Annotated in this window: 18 protein-coding genes and 1 pseudogene; 5 read left to right on the forward strand and 14 right to left on the reverse strand. The window is 69.9% G+C overall.

The features are described 5' to 3' along the window. Nucleotides 1-25: 25 nt before the first annotated feature. The 6 genes and pseudogenes from LOKHON_RS02760 to mbfA form a co-directional block, all read right to left on the reverse strand. On the reverse strand, nt 26-925 hold the full coding sequence (locus LOKHON_RS02760) for an ornithine cyclodeaminase family protein (RefSeq protein ID WP_017927934.1): 900 nt from the start codon (nt 923-925) through the stop codon (nt 26-28). Continuing rightward, nucleotides 922-1,542 (reverse strand): HAD family hydrolase, encoded by a 621-nt coding sequence (locus LOKHON_RS02765; protein ID WP_017927933.1) that lies wholly within the window; start codon nt 1,540-1,542, stop codon nt 922-924. Before LOKHON_RS02765 ends, LOKHON_RS02760 begins: the two co-directional genes overlap by 4 nt. Then, nucleotides 1,539-1,997, reverse strand: coding sequence for a YaiI/YqxD family protein (locus LOKHON_RS02770; protein WP_017927932.1), 459 nt, complete (start codon nt 1,995-1,997; stop codon nt 1,539-1,541). The genes LOKHON_RS02765 and LOKHON_RS02770 overlap by 4 nt, the downstream gene beginning before the upstream one ends. Further along, a complete protein-coding gene (gene fghA / locus LOKHON_RS02775) occupies nt 1,994-2,821 on the reverse strand; it encodes an S-formylglutathione hydrolase (RefSeq protein WP_017927931.1) in 828 nt (275 codons plus the stop codon). Before fghA ends, LOKHON_RS02770 begins: the two co-directional genes overlap by 4 nt. Further along, nucleotides 2,818-3,525 carry a nitroreductase family protein gene (locus LOKHON_RS02780; RefSeq protein ID WP_017927930.1) on the reverse strand — a complete coding sequence of 236 codons (708 nt, stop codon included), beginning with the start codon at nt 3,523-3,525 and terminating at the stop codon, nt 2,818-2,820. The genes fghA and LOKHON_RS02780 overlap by 4 nt, the downstream gene beginning before the upstream one ends. A gap of 59 nt (nt 3,526-3,584) precedes the next feature. After that, nucleotides 3,585-4,563, reverse strand: a pseudogene (gene mbfA, locus LOKHON_RS02785) (iron exporter MbfA). Between the two features lie 126 nt (nt 4,564-4,689). On the opposite strand from mbfA, the gene LOKHON_RS02790 reads away from it, so the two are divergent. Continuing rightward, nucleotides 4,690-5,307, forward strand: coding sequence for a TetR/AcrR family transcriptional regulator (locus LOKHON_RS02790; protein ID WP_017927928.1), 618 nt, complete (start codon nt 4,690-4,692; stop codon nt 5,305-5,307). Here the strand turns inward: LOKHON_RS02790 and LOKHON_RS02795 are convergent. Continuing rightward, nucleotides 5,304-6,032, reverse strand: a complete 729-nt coding sequence (locus LOKHON_RS02795) for an NYN domain-containing protein (RefSeq protein WP_017927927.1) — start codon at nt 6,030-6,032, stop codon at nt 5,304-5,306. The two genes, LOKHON_RS02790 and LOKHON_RS02795, sit on opposite strands and share 4 nt — an antisense overlap. 172 nt (nt 6,033-6,204) lie before the next feature. Between LOKHON_RS02795 and LOKHON_RS02800 the strand changes: the two genes are divergently transcribed. Next, nucleotides 6,205-6,561, forward strand: a complete 357-nt coding sequence (locus tag LOKHON_RS02800; RefSeq protein WP_017927926.1) for a DUF1428 domain-containing protein — start codon at nt 6,205-6,207, stop codon at nt 6,559-6,561. A 52-nt stretch (nt 6,562-6,613) separates the two neighbouring features. Here LOKHON_RS02800 and LOKHON_RS02805 read toward each other — a convergent pair whose 3' ends face one another. Continuing rightward, a complete protein-coding gene (locus tag LOKHON_RS02805; RefSeq protein ID WP_017927925.1) occupies nt 6,614-7,744 on the reverse strand; it encodes an S-(hydroxymethyl)glutathione dehydrogenase/class III alcohol dehydrogenase in 1,131 nt (376 codons plus the stop codon). A gap of 177 nt (nt 7,745-7,921) precedes the next feature. Here LOKHON_RS02805 and LOKHON_RS02810 point away from each other — a divergent pair, with 177 nt between their 5' ends. Both LOKHON_RS02810 and LOKHON_RS02815 read left to right on the forward strand, forming a co-directional pair. Then, entirely contained in the window at nt 7,922-8,197 is a 276-nt protein-coding gene (locus LOKHON_RS02810) for an I78 family peptidase inhibitor (RefSeq protein WP_017927924.1), read from the forward strand. Between the two features lie 239 nt (nt 8,198-8,436). After that, on the forward strand, nt 8,437-8,778 hold the full coding sequence (locus LOKHON_RS02815) for a DUF2794 domain-containing protein (protein ID WP_017927923.1): 342 nt from the start codon (nt 8,437-8,439) through the stop codon (nt 8,776-8,778). Between the two features lie 4 nt (nt 8,779-8,782). On the opposite strand, the gene LOKHON_RS02820 is transcribed toward LOKHON_RS02815, so the two are convergent. The 3 genes from LOKHON_RS02820 to LOKHON_RS02830 all read right to left on the reverse strand — a co-directional run bounded on the left by LOKHON_RS02820 (nt 8,783) and on the right by LOKHON_RS02830 (nt 11,472). Then, nucleotides 8,783-9,598: a C40 family peptidase gene (locus LOKHON_RS02820; RefSeq protein WP_017927922.1), complete on the reverse strand. Its 816-nt coding sequence runs from the start codon at nt 9,596-9,598 to the stop codon at nt 8,783-8,785. A 5-nt stretch (nt 9,599-9,603) separates the two neighbouring features. Beyond that, nucleotides 9,604-10,998 carry a leucyl aminopeptidase family protein gene (locus tag LOKHON_RS02825; RefSeq protein ID WP_017927921.1) on the reverse strand — a complete coding sequence of 465 codons (1,395 nt, stop codon included), beginning with the start codon at nt 10,996-10,998 and terminating at the stop codon, nt 9,604-9,606. Nucleotides 10,999-11,085: 87 nt separating this feature from the next. Next, nucleotides 11,086-11,472, reverse strand: coding sequence for a hypothetical protein (locus LOKHON_RS02830; protein WP_162561750.1), 387 nt, complete (start codon nt 11,470-11,472; stop codon nt 11,086-11,088). Between the two features lie 116 nt (nt 11,473-11,588). On the opposite strand from LOKHON_RS02830, the gene LOKHON_RS02835 reads away from it, so the two are divergent. After that, nucleotides 11,589-12,236 carry a carbonic anhydrase gene (locus LOKHON_RS02835; RefSeq protein WP_026147409.1) on the forward strand — a complete coding sequence of 216 codons (648 nt, stop codon included), beginning with the start codon at nt 11,589-11,591 and terminating at the stop codon, nt 12,234-12,236. On the opposite strand, the gene LOKHON_RS02840 is transcribed toward LOKHON_RS02835, so the two are convergent. The 3 genes from LOKHON_RS02840 to selD all read right to left on the reverse strand — a co-directional run bounded on the left by LOKHON_RS02840 (nt 12,200) and on the right by selD (nt 16,494). Next, the gene (locus LOKHON_RS02840) at nt 12,200-13,297 is read right to left on the reverse strand and encodes an AbrB family transcriptional regulator (RefSeq protein WP_245631420.1); all 1,098 of its coding nucleotides are present in this window, start codon (nt 13,295-13,297) and stop codon (nt 12,200-12,202) included. The two genes, LOKHON_RS02835 and LOKHON_RS02840, sit on opposite strands and share 37 nt — an antisense overlap. 41 nt (nt 13,298-13,338) lie before the next feature. Further along, nucleotides 13,339-14,211: an oxygen-dependent tRNA uridine(34) hydroxylase TrhO gene (gene trhO, locus LOKHON_RS02845; protein ID WP_017927917.1), complete on the reverse strand. Its 873-nt coding sequence runs from the start codon at nt 14,209-14,211 to the stop codon at nt 13,339-13,341. Between the two features lie 129 nt (nt 14,212-14,340). Then, a complete protein-coding gene (gene selD, locus LOKHON_RS02850) occupies nt 14,341-16,494 on the reverse strand; it encodes a selenide, water dikinase SelD (RefSeq protein ID WP_017927916.1) in 2,154 nt (717 codons plus the stop codon). Nucleotides 16,495-16,525: the final 31 nt, after the last annotated feature.

Consider the following 16,525-nt stretch of genomic DNA (forward strand, 5'->3'; position numbering starts at 1 on the left):
AGGCCGACCGCCAGCGGAGCATTTTTCAGGCCGACCGCCAGCGGTCGAGGATATGCCGGGCCACCATCAGGTCGAGATGCGCGCCGCCGCCATTCTTGAACAGGGTGATCTCCTCGTCGCTTTCGCGCCGGAACGCCTCCGGCTCCGAAAACTCCGCCACCACGTCCGCGCGCGAAATCGCCCCCGCCTCCAGCGGGATCTTCAGCTCGCCGATGTGGTCGAGCGTCGTCGCCCGGCTGTCCACGAAGATCCGCGCCCGCTGCAGGGCCCGGTCGTCGGCCTCGCGCATCTGCGGCGTGAACGCTCCGATCAGGTCGAGATGCGCGCCGGGTTTGAGCCAGTCGCCCCGCACCACAGGCGCCTTCGCCATGGTCGCGCAGGTGACGATGTCGGCGCGGCGCACGGCCTGCTCCAGATCCTCGGCGATCTCGATATCCGGGTGCTGCGCGCAAAGTCGTTCCGCGCCCCCGCGCGAGCGGTTCCAGACGGTGAAGCGCGCCTCGGGAAAGGCCGCGCCGTAAGCCTCGCGCAGCGAGGAGGCGACGTTGCCCGCCCCGACGATCAGGATCTCGCGGCTGTCGGGGCGCGCCAGCTTCATCGCGCCGAGCAGGCTGTCGGCGGCGGTCTTCCACTTGGTCACGAGGTGGAAATCCACCACCGCTTCGAGCGTGCCGTCGGTGTCCGACAGCAGCGTCACCGCGCCATTGACGCTCGGCCCCTCATTGCCCGGAAAGATCGACGCGACCTTGACCGCGATGCCAAGCCCCTCGATCCAGGCGGAGCGGTTCAGCAGCGTGTCCTCGCCGCGATAGAGGAAGGTGTCGGTGACCTGCGCGGGCGGCAGGTCGTGCCCGGCCTCGATCGCGCGGGCCATGGAGATCCAGTCGAGCTTCGCCTCGGCCTCGAAGGGAACGATTTCGGTCATGCGGCGTCCTTGTCGGTGAGCAGCCCCTCGGCGACCAGCCTGTCGGCCAGCCCGTCGGGGCCCGTGAAATGATGCGTCCGCCAGCCGCGCGCATGGGCGGCGGCGATGTTGTCGGCGCGGTCGTCGGTGAACAAGAGCCGCCCCGGCGCCACGCCGGTCTCGCGCTCCAATGCGTCGTAGATCGGTGCATCGGGTTTCGCCATGCGCAGGTGGCCCGAAACGAACAGCGCATCGAACTCGGCGAGGACCGGGTAACGGGCGCGCGCGATCTCGAAGGTCTCCACCCCGAAATTCGACAGCGCGAAGACCGGCACCCCGCGCGCCTTGAGCGCCCGCAAGAGCCGCCCCGAGCGCGGGATCTCCGGGCTTGCCATCTCGATCCAGCGGTCGTGCCAGAGCATGATCTCGGCGCCCCAGCCGGGATGCGCCGCGGCCAGGGCCGAAACCTGCGCGTGAAAATCCTCGCCTAGGTCGACGCGTTCGTTCATGCCGTGCAGGTCGACGCTCGCGAACAGCGCGGCGCGGCGCTCCGGTCCGATCTCGGCGTCGTAGAGCCGCTCCGGGTTCCACTCGATCAGCACGTTGCCGATGTCGAAGACCACCGCCTCGATGGTCATGAGCCCGCCCCTTCGGTCCTCGCCTTGCGCAGCGCCCGCTCCAGCGCGTCGAGAAAGCGCGAGCGGTCGGACTTGGTAAAGCCCTTGCCGCCGCCCTGCCGGAACGGGTCGGCGGCGCGGATGTCGGCCATCAGGTCGCGGGTCGCCAGCACGTTGCCGATATTGGCCCGCGTCAGAGGCTCGCCGTTGTGGCGCAGCACCTGCGCCCCCGCCTCCACGCATTTCGCCGCAAGCGGGATGTCGTTTGTGATCACCACGTCGCCCGGCTTGGCGCGATCCGCGATCCACATGTCGGCCACGTCCGGCCCTTCGGGGACGATCACCGTCTCGACATAGGGGTTCTGCGACGGGCGCAGCCCGCCATTCGACACGATCGCCACCTTCACCTTGTGGCGCGTGCCGACCGTTTCGCATTCGGCCTTCACCGGGCAGGCATCGGCGTCGACATAGATCATGACCAGAGCGCCTGCGCGTGGAAATCGACGTGATCCTCCATGAAGGAGGACACGAAGAAATAGCTGTGGTCATAGCCCTTTTGCAGCCGCAGCGTGCCGGGCTGGCGCCGTTCGGCCATGGCGCGGGCAAAGGCTTCGGTGCCGAGCTTGTCGCCGAACTGGTCGGCGGTGCCGGTGTCGATCAGAAGCGGGCCGTCGAAGCCGGTCTTGGTCATCAGGAGCGTCGCGTCATGGCGCGCCCACGCGGCCTCGTCCTCGCCGAGATAGGCGGTGAACTGGCGGCGGCCCCATTCGCTCTGGGTCGGGTGGCAGATCGGGGCAAAGGCGGAGACCGAGCGATACCGCCCCGGCAGCCGCATCGCCATGGTCAGCGCGCCATGCCCGCCCATGGAATGGCCGGTGATCGACTGGCGCGCCTCGTCGATGGCGAACTGCCCTTCGAGCAGCGCGGGCAGCTCCTCGGCCACGTAATCCCACATCTGGTAGTGCCCCCACGGGTCCTTGGTGGCGTTGAGATAGAACCCCGCCCCCTGCCCCATGTCGAAGCTTTCGTCATCGGCCACGCCCTCGCCCCGCGGCGAGGTGTCGGGGAACACCAGCGCGATGCCCTGCTCGGCGGCCCAGCGCTGCGCGCCCGCCTTGGTCATCGCGTTCTCGTGGGTGCAGGTGAGGCCCGACAGCACCCACAGCACCGGCACCGGGCCCTCCTGCGCCTCCATCGGCAAAAACAGGCCAAAGGTCATCTCGGTGCCGGTCGCTTCGCTGGCATGGGAAAAGACCCCCTGCACGCCGCCGAAACAGGTGTTCTCGCTGATCGTCTTCATGTGGTCTCCGTCTGCGCCCCGATCACCGTGAGGATTTCGTCGAGCGGTTTCTTGATCTTCGCCGCCGCAGGGACGGTCGCGTCCCAGGCGGGGTGGCCCACCGCAAGGATCATCACCGGTTTCTCGGCCACCGGGCGGTCGCAAAGATCGTTGAGGAACTTCATCGGGCTCGGCGTGTGGGTCAGCGCCGACAGCCCCGACAGGTGCAGCGCCCCGATCAGGAAACCGGTGGCGAGGCCGACGCTTTCGGGTACGTAGTAATGCTTGTAGCGTGACCCGTCTTCGCGCACGCCCCAGCGCTGCGCGAAGACCACGATCAGCCACGGCGCGATGTCGAGATGCGGCTTGGAGGCGCCGGTGCCGATCGGCTCCAGCGCGGCGATCCATTCATCCGGCGCGCCGCCATCGTAGAAGGCGCGCTCCTCCTCCTCGGCGGCGGCGCGGATCTTCGCCTTCATGGCCGGGTCCGAGATCGCCACGAAATGCCATGGCTGCTGGTTGGCGCCCGACGGCGCCCGGCCGGCGGTGGCGATGGCGGTTTCGATCACCGCGCGCGGCACCGGCCGGTCGGAAAAATCGCGCACCGAATGGCGCGTCACCATGGCGTCGAAATGCGCCCGCGCGGCCGTCTGCATCGCCGCGTCGTCCATCTCGGGCCTGCGGGGCAGCGGTGCGGGCCTGTATGCCTTGGTCTCGTTCGTCATCGCGCCCTCCCCTTGCGAAGCGGCAGTCTCGCCAAAGCCTGCGCCGGGCGCAACCCGCCTCAGCCGCCGCCGATCAGCACCCCGGCGGCAAAGACCAGCGCGCCGCCCAGCACCACCTGAAACGCGGCGCGAAAGAACGGCGTGTCCATGTAGCGGCTCTGGATCCACGCGATGGCCCACAGCTCGACGAAGACGATGACGATGGCGGTGATGGTCGCGGTCCAGAAATGCGGGATGAGATAGGGCAGCGCGGGCCAGGCCCCCCCCCACCGTGGTCATGATGCCCGTGGCCAGCCCGCGTTTCACCGGCGAGCCGCGCCCCGACAGCTGCCCATCATCCGAAGCCGCCTCGGTAAAGCCCATGGAGATGCCCGCCCCGACGCTCGCGGCCAGCCCGACGAGAAACGTGGTGTGCGTGTCCTGCGTGGCAAAGGCGGTGGCGAAGATCGGCGCCAGCGTCGAGACCGAGCCGTCCATCAGCCCCGCGAGGCCGGGTTGCACATAGGTCAGCACGAACTGCCGCCGCGCGGCGTGATCCTCGTCGGCGCGGGCGCCGTCGGTCAGGTGCTCCTCCTCCAATGCCCGCGCGGTGTCTTGGTGCCCGGCCTCGGCGGCGGCGAGATCGCCCAGCAGGGTCCGGGTCGCCGCATCGCGGGCGCGGGCGGCGGCGCGGGCATAGAAGGCCCCCGCCTCGTGCTCCATCTGCGCGGCCTGCGCGCGGATCGTCTCGAGACCGAGATTCTCCATCAACCAGACCGGGCGGCGGGCATGGAACCCCGCCACGTGCTCGCGCCGCAAGAGCGGGATCACCTCGCCGAAGCGGTCGCGGTGCAGCGCGATCAGCTGGCGGCGATGCCCGTCCTCCTCGGCGGCCATGCCGTCGAACACCGCGGCCGAGGCGGGGTAGCCCTCGCGCAGCCGCGCGGCATAAAGCCGGTAGATCCGGGCGTCGTCCTCCTCCGAGGAGATGGCGAGCGCGAGGATCTCCTGCTCGCTGAGATCGTTGAACCTGCGACGGGAGGAAAAACCGGGAATCATGGCGGCGGCCTTCTTTAGAATGATTCCAATCTATCGGTTCCCACCCGTCCCGCAACCCTTCGCCGGGTCATGGCTGGCCGCCGCCGGGCCGGGCGGCTATCGTGGCGCCGTTCCACAGGAGACAAGATGACAGCCGAGCCGCAGGAGATCCGCAAGGGTCGCAAATACGACCAGGTGCTGCACGGGGCCCGCGAGGTGTTTCTCGGAGAAGGTTTCGAAGGTGCCAGCGTCGATGACATCGCCCGTGCGGCGGGCGTGTCGAAGGCCACGCTTTACAGCTATTTTCCCGACAAGCGCCTGCTGTTTCTCGAAGTGGCGCGCAGCGAATGCCGGCGTCACGCCGACAGCGCCATGGCCGAGATTCGCACCTCCGGCCCGCCCGCCGAGGTGCTGGGCCGCACCGCGCGGCGCAAGATCGCCTTTTATACCTCGGATTTCGGGCTGCGGATGTTCCGGGTCTTCGTCGCCGAAAGCGCGCGGTTTCCCGATATCGGCCGCGCCTTCTACAAAAGCGGCCCCGAGATGGGCCGCGCCCACCTGATGGACTATCTGCGCCAGGCGGTGGAGCGCGGCGAGCTGGAGATCGCCGATCTCGCGCTGGCTGCCGACCAGTTCCACGAGCTGTGCCGCGCCGACCTGTTCTATCGCGCGATCTTCAACGTCACGCAGGAGTTCACGCCCGAGGAATGCGACCGCGTGGCCGATGGCGCGGTCGCCACCTTCCTCGCCCGCTACGGCACCTAGTCCTTGCGCCGCACCTGAAGCTGGTTGCCCTGCTTGCGGGTTTCGAAGCGCTTGAGATCGAGCACCAGGTCCGACAGCTTGCGCTTGCCGTAGCTGCGCACGTCGAAATCGGGGTTGTCGGCGGTGATGTACTGGCCGATCGGCCCGAGCGGGTACCATTCGTCGTCGTCCTGCTCGATCTTGTCCATCGCGCGCAGGATCAGCGGCACCGCCTCGAGAGGCGGCTTCTTGCCGGCGGGGGCGGGCGCTTCGCCCATGGGCTCGCCGGTCTTTTGCGGCGCGGGTTCGTCGATCAGGTTCTCGATCAGCACGAAGCGGTTGCAGACCTTGCGCAGGCTCTCGGGCGCCTTGGCCTCGCCGATGCCGATCACGTCGAGCCCCTGCTCGCGGATGCGGTTGGCCAGCGCGGTGAAATCCGAATCCGACGACACCAGCACGAAGCCGTCGAACCGGCCCGTGTGCAGGATGTCCATCGCGTCGATCACGAGACCGATGTCGGAGGCGTTCTTGCCCTTGGTGTTGGCCGTTTCCTGATGCGCCACGAGGCCGAGCGCGCGCACGTTGTCGGCCCAGCCCTTGAGCCGGTCGGCCGACCAGTCGCCATAGACCCGGCGCAGCGCCGGTTCTCCGAAGGAGGTGATCTCCTTGAGGATCGGCTTGGCAAAGCGCGCCGGGATGTTGTCGGCATCGATCAGCACGGCGTAGAGCGGACGGGTCTCGGGCATCTCGGGCCTCCATCATTGGCTGCATCGGCCATCGCCCCCCGACAGCCCCGCGTCAAGCCGAAGCCGCCCGAAGGATATGAACGAAACATGAACATTTCGTTTGCGGGACTCGGGCGACCGGGCGTAGCATGGCGGCACGGTCCTGTTCGGACCGGCAAGGAGGAGCGGACCCATGAGCTTCATCGACGGATTCGTCATCGCGGTGCCAAACGCCCGCAAGGATGACTACATCGCGTTCTCGCGCGCGTGCTGGCCCCTTTTTCAGGAGTTCGGCGCGGTTTCGATGCGCGAATGCTGGGGCGTGGACGTGCCCGATGGCGAGATCACCTCGTTCCCGATGGCGGTCAGGAAATCGCCGGAGGAAACGGTGGTCTTTTCGTGGATCGAATGGCCCGACAAATCGGCGCGCGATGCCTGCATGGCCAGCATGGAGAGCGACCCGCGCTGGGAGGCGTTCGGCCCCGACAAGGTGCCGTTCGACGGCAAGCGGATGATCTTCGGCGGTTTCGAGCCGGTCTTCGCGGCTTGAAACATCCCGGTGGCCGGTCGGAACCGGCCACCGGGCAGGGATCGCAAAGGGATCAGAACTCCACGACCGAACGGATGCTTTCGCCCGCATGCATCAGGTCGAAGCCCTTGTTGATCTCGTCGAGCTTGAGCTTGTGGGTGATCATCGGGTCGATCTCGATCTTCCCCTCCATGTACCAGTCCACGATCTTGGGCACATCCGTGCGCCCGCGCGCGCCGCCGAAGGCGGTGCCCTTCCACGTTCGCCCGGTGACGAGCTGGAACGGCCGGGTCGCGATCTCGGCCCCGGCCGGCGCCACGCCGATCACCACCGACACGCCCCAGCCGCGATGCGCGCTCTCCAGCGCCTGCCGCATCACCGTGACGTTGCCGGTGCAGTCGAAGGTGTAATCCGCCCCGCCGATCAGGTCGCCGCGCCGCTTGGTCATGTTGACCAGGTGGGCCACGATGTCGCCGTCGATCTCCTTGGGGTTGACGAAATGGGTCATGCCGAAGCGTTCACCCCATTCCTTCTTGTCGTCGTTGAGATCGACGCCGATGATCATGTCCGCGCCCGCCAGCCGCAGCCCCTGGATCACGTTGAGCCCGATGCCGCCCAAGCCGAACACCACCGCCGTCGATCCCACCTCGACCTGCGCGGTGTTGATGACGGCGCCGACGCCGGTGGTGACGCCGCAGCCGATATAGCAGATCTTGTCGAAGGGGGCGTCCTCGCGCACCTTGGCCAGCGCGATCTCGGGCAGCACGGTGTGATTGGCGAAGGTCGAGCAGCCCATGTAGTGCAGGATCGGATCGCCATCGAGCGTCGAGAAGCGCGACGAGCCGTCGGGCATCAGACCCTGCCCCTGCGTGGCCCGGATCGAGGTGCACAGGTTGGTCTTCTGGCTCAGGCAGGACGGGCATTGCCGGCATTCGGGCGTGTAGAGCGGGATCACGTGATCGCCCTTCTTGAGCGAGGTCACGCCCTCGCCCACCTCGACCACGACGCCCGCGCCCTCATGGCCGAGAATGGCCGGGAACAGCCCTTCGGGGTCGGCCCCCGACAGGGTGAATTCGTCGGTGTGACAGATACCGGTGGCCTTGATCTCGACCATGACCTCACCGGCTTTGGGGCCGTCGAGATTGACGTCCATGATTTCGAGCGGCTTGCCCGCCTGAACGGCGACGGCGGCACGTGTGCGCATGGGATGACCTCCGTGATGGGCGCGCGCCGGGGGCTGGCGCGCATTGGCGGGCAGGGTCGCGGAAAGCGCGGGCGAGATCAATGGCCCGGGCCGCTCACATGGGTGTGCGCGGCGGGTCTCGCGCGGGGTCGCGCGGCGGGTCTTGTGCGGGGGCGCGCGGCGGGTCAGGCTCGTGCCATGCGATACCTGATCCTGCCCCTCCTGCTCGCCGCCTGCGCCTCCGCGCCGCACATTCCCACTCCGACGCCTGCCCCCGCCGATCCGGGGGCGTGCGGCGCGGCCGAGCGGCAGCGCCTCGTCGGCGCGCCCGCCACCGCGCTGGAGCGCGAGCTGATTCTCGGACAGGTGCGGGTGATCCGGCCGGGCGATGCGGTGACGATGGATTTCAGCCCCACGCGGATCAATTTCGAGATCGACGCCATGGAGCAGATCGCGCGCGTCTATTGCGGCTGAACGATGCATGACCGGGCCGGGTCTGCGGACAGGCCCCGCCCCGCCATGGGTCAGGTGGGGGCTATTATCGCCATGATGGGGCGGGCTGCCTGCCGCTGACCTCCTTGTGCCAGCGACTCGCGGCTTTGCTGCGGTGGACCGGGGACGAAGGGGCGGTGATTTCGCGGCATTCGCGTGACGCGGCCCGGGATGAGGCCGCCGCACTTGAATTACCGCATCGCCCGCGTAACTTTGTATTCATGACGCTTCAGCCCCCCACGCCGTTTCCGGGCCGCCTGCCGGAGCAGGTCGCCTTTCACCGGACCGAGCTGGGGCCGATCCTGTCGGTCTATGGCCGCATGGTCGCCGCCGGGGAATGGCGCGACTACGCGATCGCGAGCCTGCGCGAGATGGCCGTCTTCTCGGTCTTTCGCCGCACCGCGGAAACGCCGCTCTACCGCATCGAGAAACGCCCCAAGCTGCGCCACCGGCAGGGGCAGTTCGCGGTGATCGGTCCCGAAGGACAGGTGCTGCGGCGCGGCGACGAGCTGAAACAGGTGCTCAAGGTGTTCGAGGCGCGCCGGTTCCGGGTGATCGAGTAACCCCTTACAGCCTGCGCCTGTGCGTCACCGGCCCGCCGCCCTGCGCCTCGATCCTGAGCGCGGCCTTTCGCGCATCCTCGTAGGTCACGGCCATGGCGTGGCCATTGGCGTGGATGATCGTCTCCGCATCGACCAGCAGCGCCACGTGCCCCTTCCAGAACCACAGATCACCGCGCTGCGGGGCCTCATCCGCCACGTCGCGGCCCAGGCTCTCCTGCAGGTCGCTGTCGCCCGGACAGGGCATGCCGCAGGCCAGGAGCGCCGCCTGCACCAGCCCCGAGCAATCGATGCCGAGCCGCGAATTGCCGCCCCACAGATAGGGCGTGCCGAAGAACATCTGCGCCACCGTCACCGGGTCGGTGAAAGGCCGGTCGATCTCGCGCAGGTGCTTTTTCGGGATGAAGCCCTCGGGCGTCTCGAAGGTGGTCTTCAGCTCGTGCAGCACGGTGACCCGGCTGCCGAAGGACAGATGCGCGCGGTCGGGCGACTTGATGTCGTCCTCGGCATAGAGATGCGTGGCCGGCGTGGCGACGATATGGGTCGCGGCGCGCGCCTCGCCCAGCGCCGCGGCCTCGACATAGCCGCAATAGCCGTCGCGCGCGGCGCGGACGAAGGCCCAGCCCTCCCGCGTCTCGAAGCGGTCGACCGCCTCGCCCATCAGAAGCTGCCGCTCGCGCGCGCCGCCCGGCGCCGCCAGCAGGTCCAGCACGGGCCGCACCACCCGCACCTCTTCGCCCGGCACGTAACGCTCGGCCCGGACCTGCCCGGCCAGGTCCAGCGCCGCGACGCGGCCATTGGCGGGGGTCAGGCGGCGGTCCATCGCGGTCATTCCAGCCCCAGAAGATTGGGCATCGCGTCGAGCAGCGCCCGCGCGCCCATGCCGACGCCGCCCTTGGGCCGCGCCGGGGCGGGCTTGGGGTTCCAGCCATAGATGTCGAAATGCGCGTAGCGCGTCTCTCCGGCAAAGCGGCGCAGGAACAGCGCGGCGGTGATCGACCCCGCCATGCCGCCCGAGGGCGCATTGTCGAGATCGGCGATGCCCGGTTCGATCATCGGCTCGTAGGGGGCGTGGAACGGCATCCGCCAGACCGGGTCGGCCACCCGCGCCGCCGCCCGCGAAATCGCCGCCGCGTCGTCATCGGCATCGGTGTAGAACGGCGCGAGATCGGGGCCGACCGCGACCCGCGCCGCCCCGGTGAGCGTCGCCATGGAGATCATCAGGTCGGGGCTTTCCTCGGCCCCCATCGCCAGCGCGTCGGCGAGCACGAGCCGCCCCTCGGCATCGGTGTTGTTGACCTCCACCGACAGCCCCTTGCGCGAGGCGAGGATGTCGCCGGGGCGGAAGGCGTCGGCCGAGACCGCGTTCTCCACCGCCGGGATCAGCACCCGAAGCCGCAGCTTCAGCCCCAGCGCCATGATCATCTGGGCAAGACCGAGCACGGTGGCCGCGCCGCCCATGTCCTTCTTCATCAGCCCCATGGAGCTGCCGGGCTTGAGGTTGAGCCCGCCGGTGTCGAAGCACACGCCCTTGCCGACGAGCGTCAGGGTCGGGCCCGCATCGCCCCAGCGCATGTCGATCAGCCGCGGCGCGCGGGCGGCGGTCGCCGCGCGGCCCACGGCATGGATCAGCGGCAGGTTGCCTTCGAGCAGATGTTCGCCCGCCGTGACCGCCATGCGCGCGCCGAATTGCGCGGCCAGCTCGGCGGCGGCGGCTTCGAGATCGGCGGGGCCCATGTCCGAAGCGGGGGTGTTGATCAGGTCGCGGGTCAGCGCCTCGCCCGCCGCGATGGCGCGCAGCCGGTCGGCATCGACGCCGTCGGGCGCGACCAGCGCGGCCCGCGCCGCGCCCTGGCTGGCGTAGCGGTCGAAGCGGTAGCTCTCCATCAGCCAGCCCAGCGCCGTTTCGCGGGCAAGGTCGGGATCGGTGGCCGGGTCGAGCGCATAGGTGCCCTCGGGCAGCTTCGACGCGGCGCCCGCGGCGATGAAGCGGCCGCGCGCGCGCGCCATGTCGTCGCCAAGGCCGATCAGCGCGCCGGTCAGCCCGCCCTGCGCATCCGGCAGGGTCAGCACCGCGCCCGCCGCCGCGCTGAATCCCTGCGCCCGCGCCCAGGCCCGCGCCGCATCGGGCAGGTCGGACAGCACCGCGTCGAGATCGTTCGGCGCCACGAGGCGCAGCGTCAGCGCATCGGCGCGGGGGGCGGCGAAATCGGGGGTCGGCATGGCGGGGCTCCTCGGGTGGCGGTGGCGGTCGGAGGCGAGACTAGCCCCCTTCGCCGCCGCCGCAACCGGGATCGCGCGTCAGCCTTTTCAGCCCGAGCGGCGCAGCGCCTGCAGCGCGCCCGTGCCGCAGCGCCCCAGCCGCGCCACCGTCGCGCCAAGCGCCGCCGCGTCGCCGGAGACGGCGCAGGCCTCGACGCTGGCCGCGACCCGCGCCATCTCCGACAGGCCGACCCGCGATGCGAGCCGCCGCAGCCCGCGCGCATCGGCGCGCAGCCGCCCGAAGGCGCAGGCGCGAAGATGCGCCTCCAGCCGCGAAAGCCGGACCGAAAGCTCCGCCGGTGGCGCGCCCCCGGGGCCGCGTGCGTCGCCGAGCACGCAAAGCAGCCGCACCCGCAAAAGCGCCTCGGGCGACGGCACCGGCACGGGCAGCCGCAGGGCAAGCGCATGCGGGGCGGGGCTTGTCTGTGGGCACATCATGACGGCAACCTTGGACGCGGCGGGTTTGAAAACCGTTGCGGGCCAAGCAAGATATATCTCGAATCCTTGGCCAATTCCGCCTATTCGCGTCGGGACGACGCATGGAGACCGACATGACCATCGCCAGACCCCTCCCCGATTACCTCGTGAAGCGCTATCATGGCTGGAAGGCCACGTCCTATTCAGAGAACAGCAGCTGGTACCGCAAGCTCGCCGATGACGGGCAGCACCCGCGCGCCATGGTGATCTCGTGCTGCGACAGCCGGGTGCATGTCACCTCGATCTTCGGCGCCGATCCGGGCGAGTTCTTCATCCACCGCAACATCGCCAACCTCGTGCCGCCCTATGCCCCCGACGGCAACCAGCACGGCACCTCGGCGGCGATCGAATACGCAGTGACCGCGCTCAAGGTGCCGCATCTGATCGTGATCGGCCATTCGAGCTGCGGCGGCGTGCGCGGCTGCTTCGACATGTGCGAGGGCCACGCGCCCGGGCTCGAGGAAAAGTCGAGCTTCGTGGGCCGCTGGATGGATCTTCTGCGCCCCGGCTATGCGCGGCTGCCCGAGGGCACGGATGCCGAGCGGGTCAAGGCGCTGGAGAAAGAGGCGGTGCTGGTCTCGCTCGATAACCTGATGAGCTTCCCCTATGTCCGGGACGCGGTCGAACAGGGCAAGCTGACGCTGCACGGGCTGTGGACCGATATCGGCGAGGGCGGGCTCGAATGCTACGATTCCGATCGCGGCGGGTTCGTCCCGGTCTGATCCCTGCGCCGCGTCGCCTTGAACACCGGCTGCGCGGCAAAGATCACCAGCATGATCCGCACCAGGTGCAGGACCGAGACATAGGCCACGTCCTGCCCCATCGCGAGCGCGAGCAGGCTCATCTCGGTGAGCCCGCCCGGCGAATAACCCAGAAAGCTGAGCGACAGCGGCAGGCCGGTGATCGCGGTCAGTGCGGCGGCAAAGGCCACCGCCACCGCGATCATCGCCACCGATGACACCGCCCCCAGTGACAGGTCGCGCCCGATCTGCGCCGCGCTCACCCCGATGAAGCGGCAGCCGATCACGGTGCCGATCACCACCTGCGCCACGATGATGAGAAAGCCCGGCGGCGCCACGGTGACGAGCCCGGCCAGATGCAGCGCCCCGCTCAGCGCCATCGGCCCGGTGATCTGCGGCGCGGGCAGGCGCAGGATCTTGCCCAAAGGCACGCCCGCGACCGCCGCCGCGCCCAAAAGCGCCCAGTCGCGCGCGGTGAGCGCCGAAGCCGCGGTGCCGCGCGCCACCTCGCCCGAACTGACATCGAGCGCGGTGCCGTAGAACAGCACCACGAAGAGGATCACCAGAAGCACCCGCGCGGCATGGGCCAGCGCGATCCGCTTTTCGTTGCCGCCCGCAGCGCCGCCGAGGATCAGCATGTCGTTGAGCCCGCCGGGCATCGCCGAGAAGAAGGCGGTCACGGGATCGTAGCGCCCGATCCGGCGATAGACCGCGTAGGAGGCCAGCGCCGTCAGCCCGAGAAACGGTACGAGCAGCGCAAAGCTCGCCATGTAGCGCGGCGCGGCGTCGAGCATTTCGGGCGTCATGGCGGAACCGAGCATCACCCCGATCACCGGGATCACCAGCGGGCGCAGCCGGTCCGGCCCGCGCACCGGCAGCGACAGGATCGCCGCCAGCGTGTTGCCGATCATCGGCCCCAGCATCCACGGCAACGGCATTCCGGCAAGGGCGGCGAGCCAGCCCGACAGCGCCCCGATGGCCAGCGCGAAGACGGCGCGGCGCCCGGGCACGAGGCCGCGCAGATACATGACGACATCATCCATATCGCCTGCTTAACCTGCCGCAAAGGCAAGGTGTAGGGGGCTCAGCCGCCCATCTGCCGCTGCCGCTCGGCGTAGCGGGCGCGATCTTCGTCCGAGCGCGTCTCGATGCAGCCGGGGCAGGAGATGCCTTCGACATAGGCCGGGTCCCGCGTGGCCTCGGGCGAGACCGGCATCCGGCAGGCGCGGCACAGCACGTGGCTGCCCTGTGCCAGCCCGTGACCGACCGACACCCGTTCGTCGAAGACGAAGCATTCGCCGCGCCACAGGCTCTGCTCGGCGGGCACCTCTTCGAGGTATTTCAGCACGCCGCCCTTGAGGTGAAAGACCTCCTCGACCCCTTGGGCCTTGAGAAAGGAGGTCGATTTCTCGCAGCGGATGCCGCCGGTGCAGAACATGGCGATGCGCTTGCCCGCCAGCGCCTCGCGGTTGGCCTCCCACCAGTCGGGAAATTCGCGAAAGCTGCCGGTGCCCGGATCGACCGCGCCGTCGAAGCTGCCCACCGCGACCTCGTATCCGTTGCGCGTGTCGATCACGGCGACATCGGGCGCGGCGATCAGCGCGTTCCAGTCGGCGGGCTCGACATGGGTGCCGACATGGCCGGTGGGGTCGACGCCGGGCTGGCCCATGGTGACGATCTCGCGCTTGAGCCGGATCTTGAGCCTGCGGAAGGGCGCGGCGTCGGCGGCGCTTTCCTTCCACTCCAGCGCTTCGAATCCCGGCCAGCCGCGCAGATGCGCGATCAGCGCGATGATCGCGTCGCGCTCCGGCGCGGCGACGGTGCCGTTGATCCCCTCGGCGGCGAGGATCAGCGTGCCGATGATGCCGCGCGCGGCGCAGAATTCGAGCAGCGCCTCGCGGCGGTCGGGCGCATCCGGCAGCGGTGCGAAATGATAGAGGGCGGCAACGGTGAACATGGCGCGCGGGATTACGCCGGGGACGGCGCCTGCGCAAGCCGGGGCGCGCGGCATGGGCAACTTTGTTCCCCAAATACGCAATTCCCCGCCCTGCCGCCTTTCCGACATCCGGCGCCTTGCGGCCCCCGATCAGACAAGCCGCAGCCCCCGCCCCTCGACCATCCGCCCGACGATCGCCGCCGGGTAGCCCGCCGCGCGCAGCGCCTCGACCAGCCGCTTGGCCGTTTCCGCGGCGACGGCGGCGAGCAGCCCGCCCGCGGTCTGGGGGTCGAACATGAGATCGGTGCGCGCCCCGCCCGCGCCCCGGATGACCGCACCGGCCCCGGCCATGTTGTCGGCAAACAGCGTCGAGCGCGTCCCCGCCTCGGCCAGTTCCAGCGCCCCTTCCATCAGCGGCACCTTCGCCACCTCCAGCTCGGCGCCGCAGCCGCTCGCCTCGCAGATGCCCGACAGGTGCCCGGCGAGGCCAAAGCCGGTCACGTCGGTCATCGCCTGCGCGCCGCGCAGGATCTCCGAGGCGCGCCCCTGCCCCTGCGCCATCATCTCCCAGGCCTTGGCCACGACCGGGCCGGGGGCGGCGCGGGCCATCTCGGCGGCCATGATGGTGCCGGAGCCCACGGGCTTGGTCAGGATCAGCGCCGCGCCGGGCCGGGCCCCGCCGAGCGTGACGGGCTCGCCCTCGCAGATCCCCGTCACGGTGAATCCCACGGTCAGCTCGGAGCCGAGAGAGCTGTGCCCGCCGATGATCGCCGCGCCCGCCGCGTCCATGACCTCGCGCGCGGCCGCCATGATCTCGGCCATGCTGCGGCGCTGCATCTCGGCGCTCATGCGCGGCAGGACCAGGTTCACGGTCGCGGCCTGCGGACGCGCGGCCATGGCCCAGATGTCGCCCAGCGCGTGGATGGCGGCGATCCGGGTCATCAGGTGCGGATCCTCGACGAGGCTGCGCAGGTGGTCGGTGGAGATCACCTGTTTCGCGCCGCCGGTGATGACCAGCCCGGCATCGTCGCCGGGCAGCGTCACCACGTCGGCGCGGGGCTGCGCCGGCAGCCCGGCCAGCGCCTCGCGCAGCGCGCCGCGCCCGACCTTGGCGCCGCAGCCGCCGCACATCGGCTTGTCGCCCAGCGCCTCGATCACGCCCTCGGCCACCGGCTCGGGCAGCTTCGGAGCGGCCATGTCGGGCAGGTCCGACAGCTTGTCCATGAATTTCCGGTCGATCCGGTCCTTCCAGCGCCACAGCACGGGATGCGCCCATGCCCGGCCCCATTTCTCGGCCATCGCGGCCTTGCCGCCGAGCGAGACGAGCTTGAGGTAGTCCTTCTGCGGGACATAGTCGCGCATCTCCCCGCCCGAGAGCGCGGCGCGCAGATTGTCGAAGAGCACCGGCGCCTGCCGCACCGCGAAGACCCCCGCCTTGGAGCGCGGCGTCTCGACCATGTGGGCGCAATCGCCCACGGCAAAGACCTGCGGCGCGCTGGTCTCAAGCGTCGGGCCGACCCGGATGAAGCCGTCTTCCAGCGCCAGCCCGGTCGCCTGCAGCCAAGCCTGGGGCCGCGCCCCCGCCGCGCCGATGGTGAAGTCGGAGGCGATGTCGCGCCCGTCACCGAGCCGCACATGATCGGCCTCGACCCGCGCGACGGCGGCGTTCTCGACCACCTCGACGCCGAGGTCGGCCATCCGCCGCAGCACGAGGCGGCGGGCGCTGGGAGAGGTTTCGGACAGCGCCCTGCCCTGTTCGATCACCGTCACCCGCGCGTCACGGTGGCGCAGCCCGTGGGCCGCCGCCATGGCCAGCTCGGCCCCCGCCACGCCGCCACCGATCACCGCCACCCGCGCCGGACCGTCGCCCGCACGAAAGACGCCCCAGTCGCGCGCGAGACGGCCCAGCGGCTTGGCCGGCACGCCGTGTTCGGCGAACCCCTCGAGCTGCGGCATCTCGCTGGTCACGCCGACATCGAAGGAGGCCGCGTCGAAGCCGATGCGCCGCGCCCCGACGATCACCTCGCGCGCCTGCGCGTCGACCCCCTCGGCCCGGCCGATGATCAGCCGCGCGCCCGCGAAGCGCGCCAGCCGCACGAGGTCGATCTGCGGCGTGTGGGCGTCGTAATGCCCGGCGACATGGCCCGGCAGCATGCCCGAATAGGCGGTGAGCGGACCGGGATCGATCAGCGTCAGCCGCACGCCGGGCAACGGATCCATGCCCCAGCGTTTGAGCAGCAGCGCATGGGCGTGGCCGCCGCCGATCAGGACGAGGTCGCGGGTCAGGGGGATGAGGGGCGTCATGCGCGGCGCTGTATCCCGCCGCGCGGCTTCG

The sequence above is a fragment of the Limimaricola hongkongensis DSM 17492 genome (genome assembly GCF_000600975.2).
Taxonomy (GTDB): Bacteria; Pseudomonadota; Alphaproteobacteria; order Rhodobacterales; family Rhodobacteraceae; genus Limimaricola; species Limimaricola hongkongensis.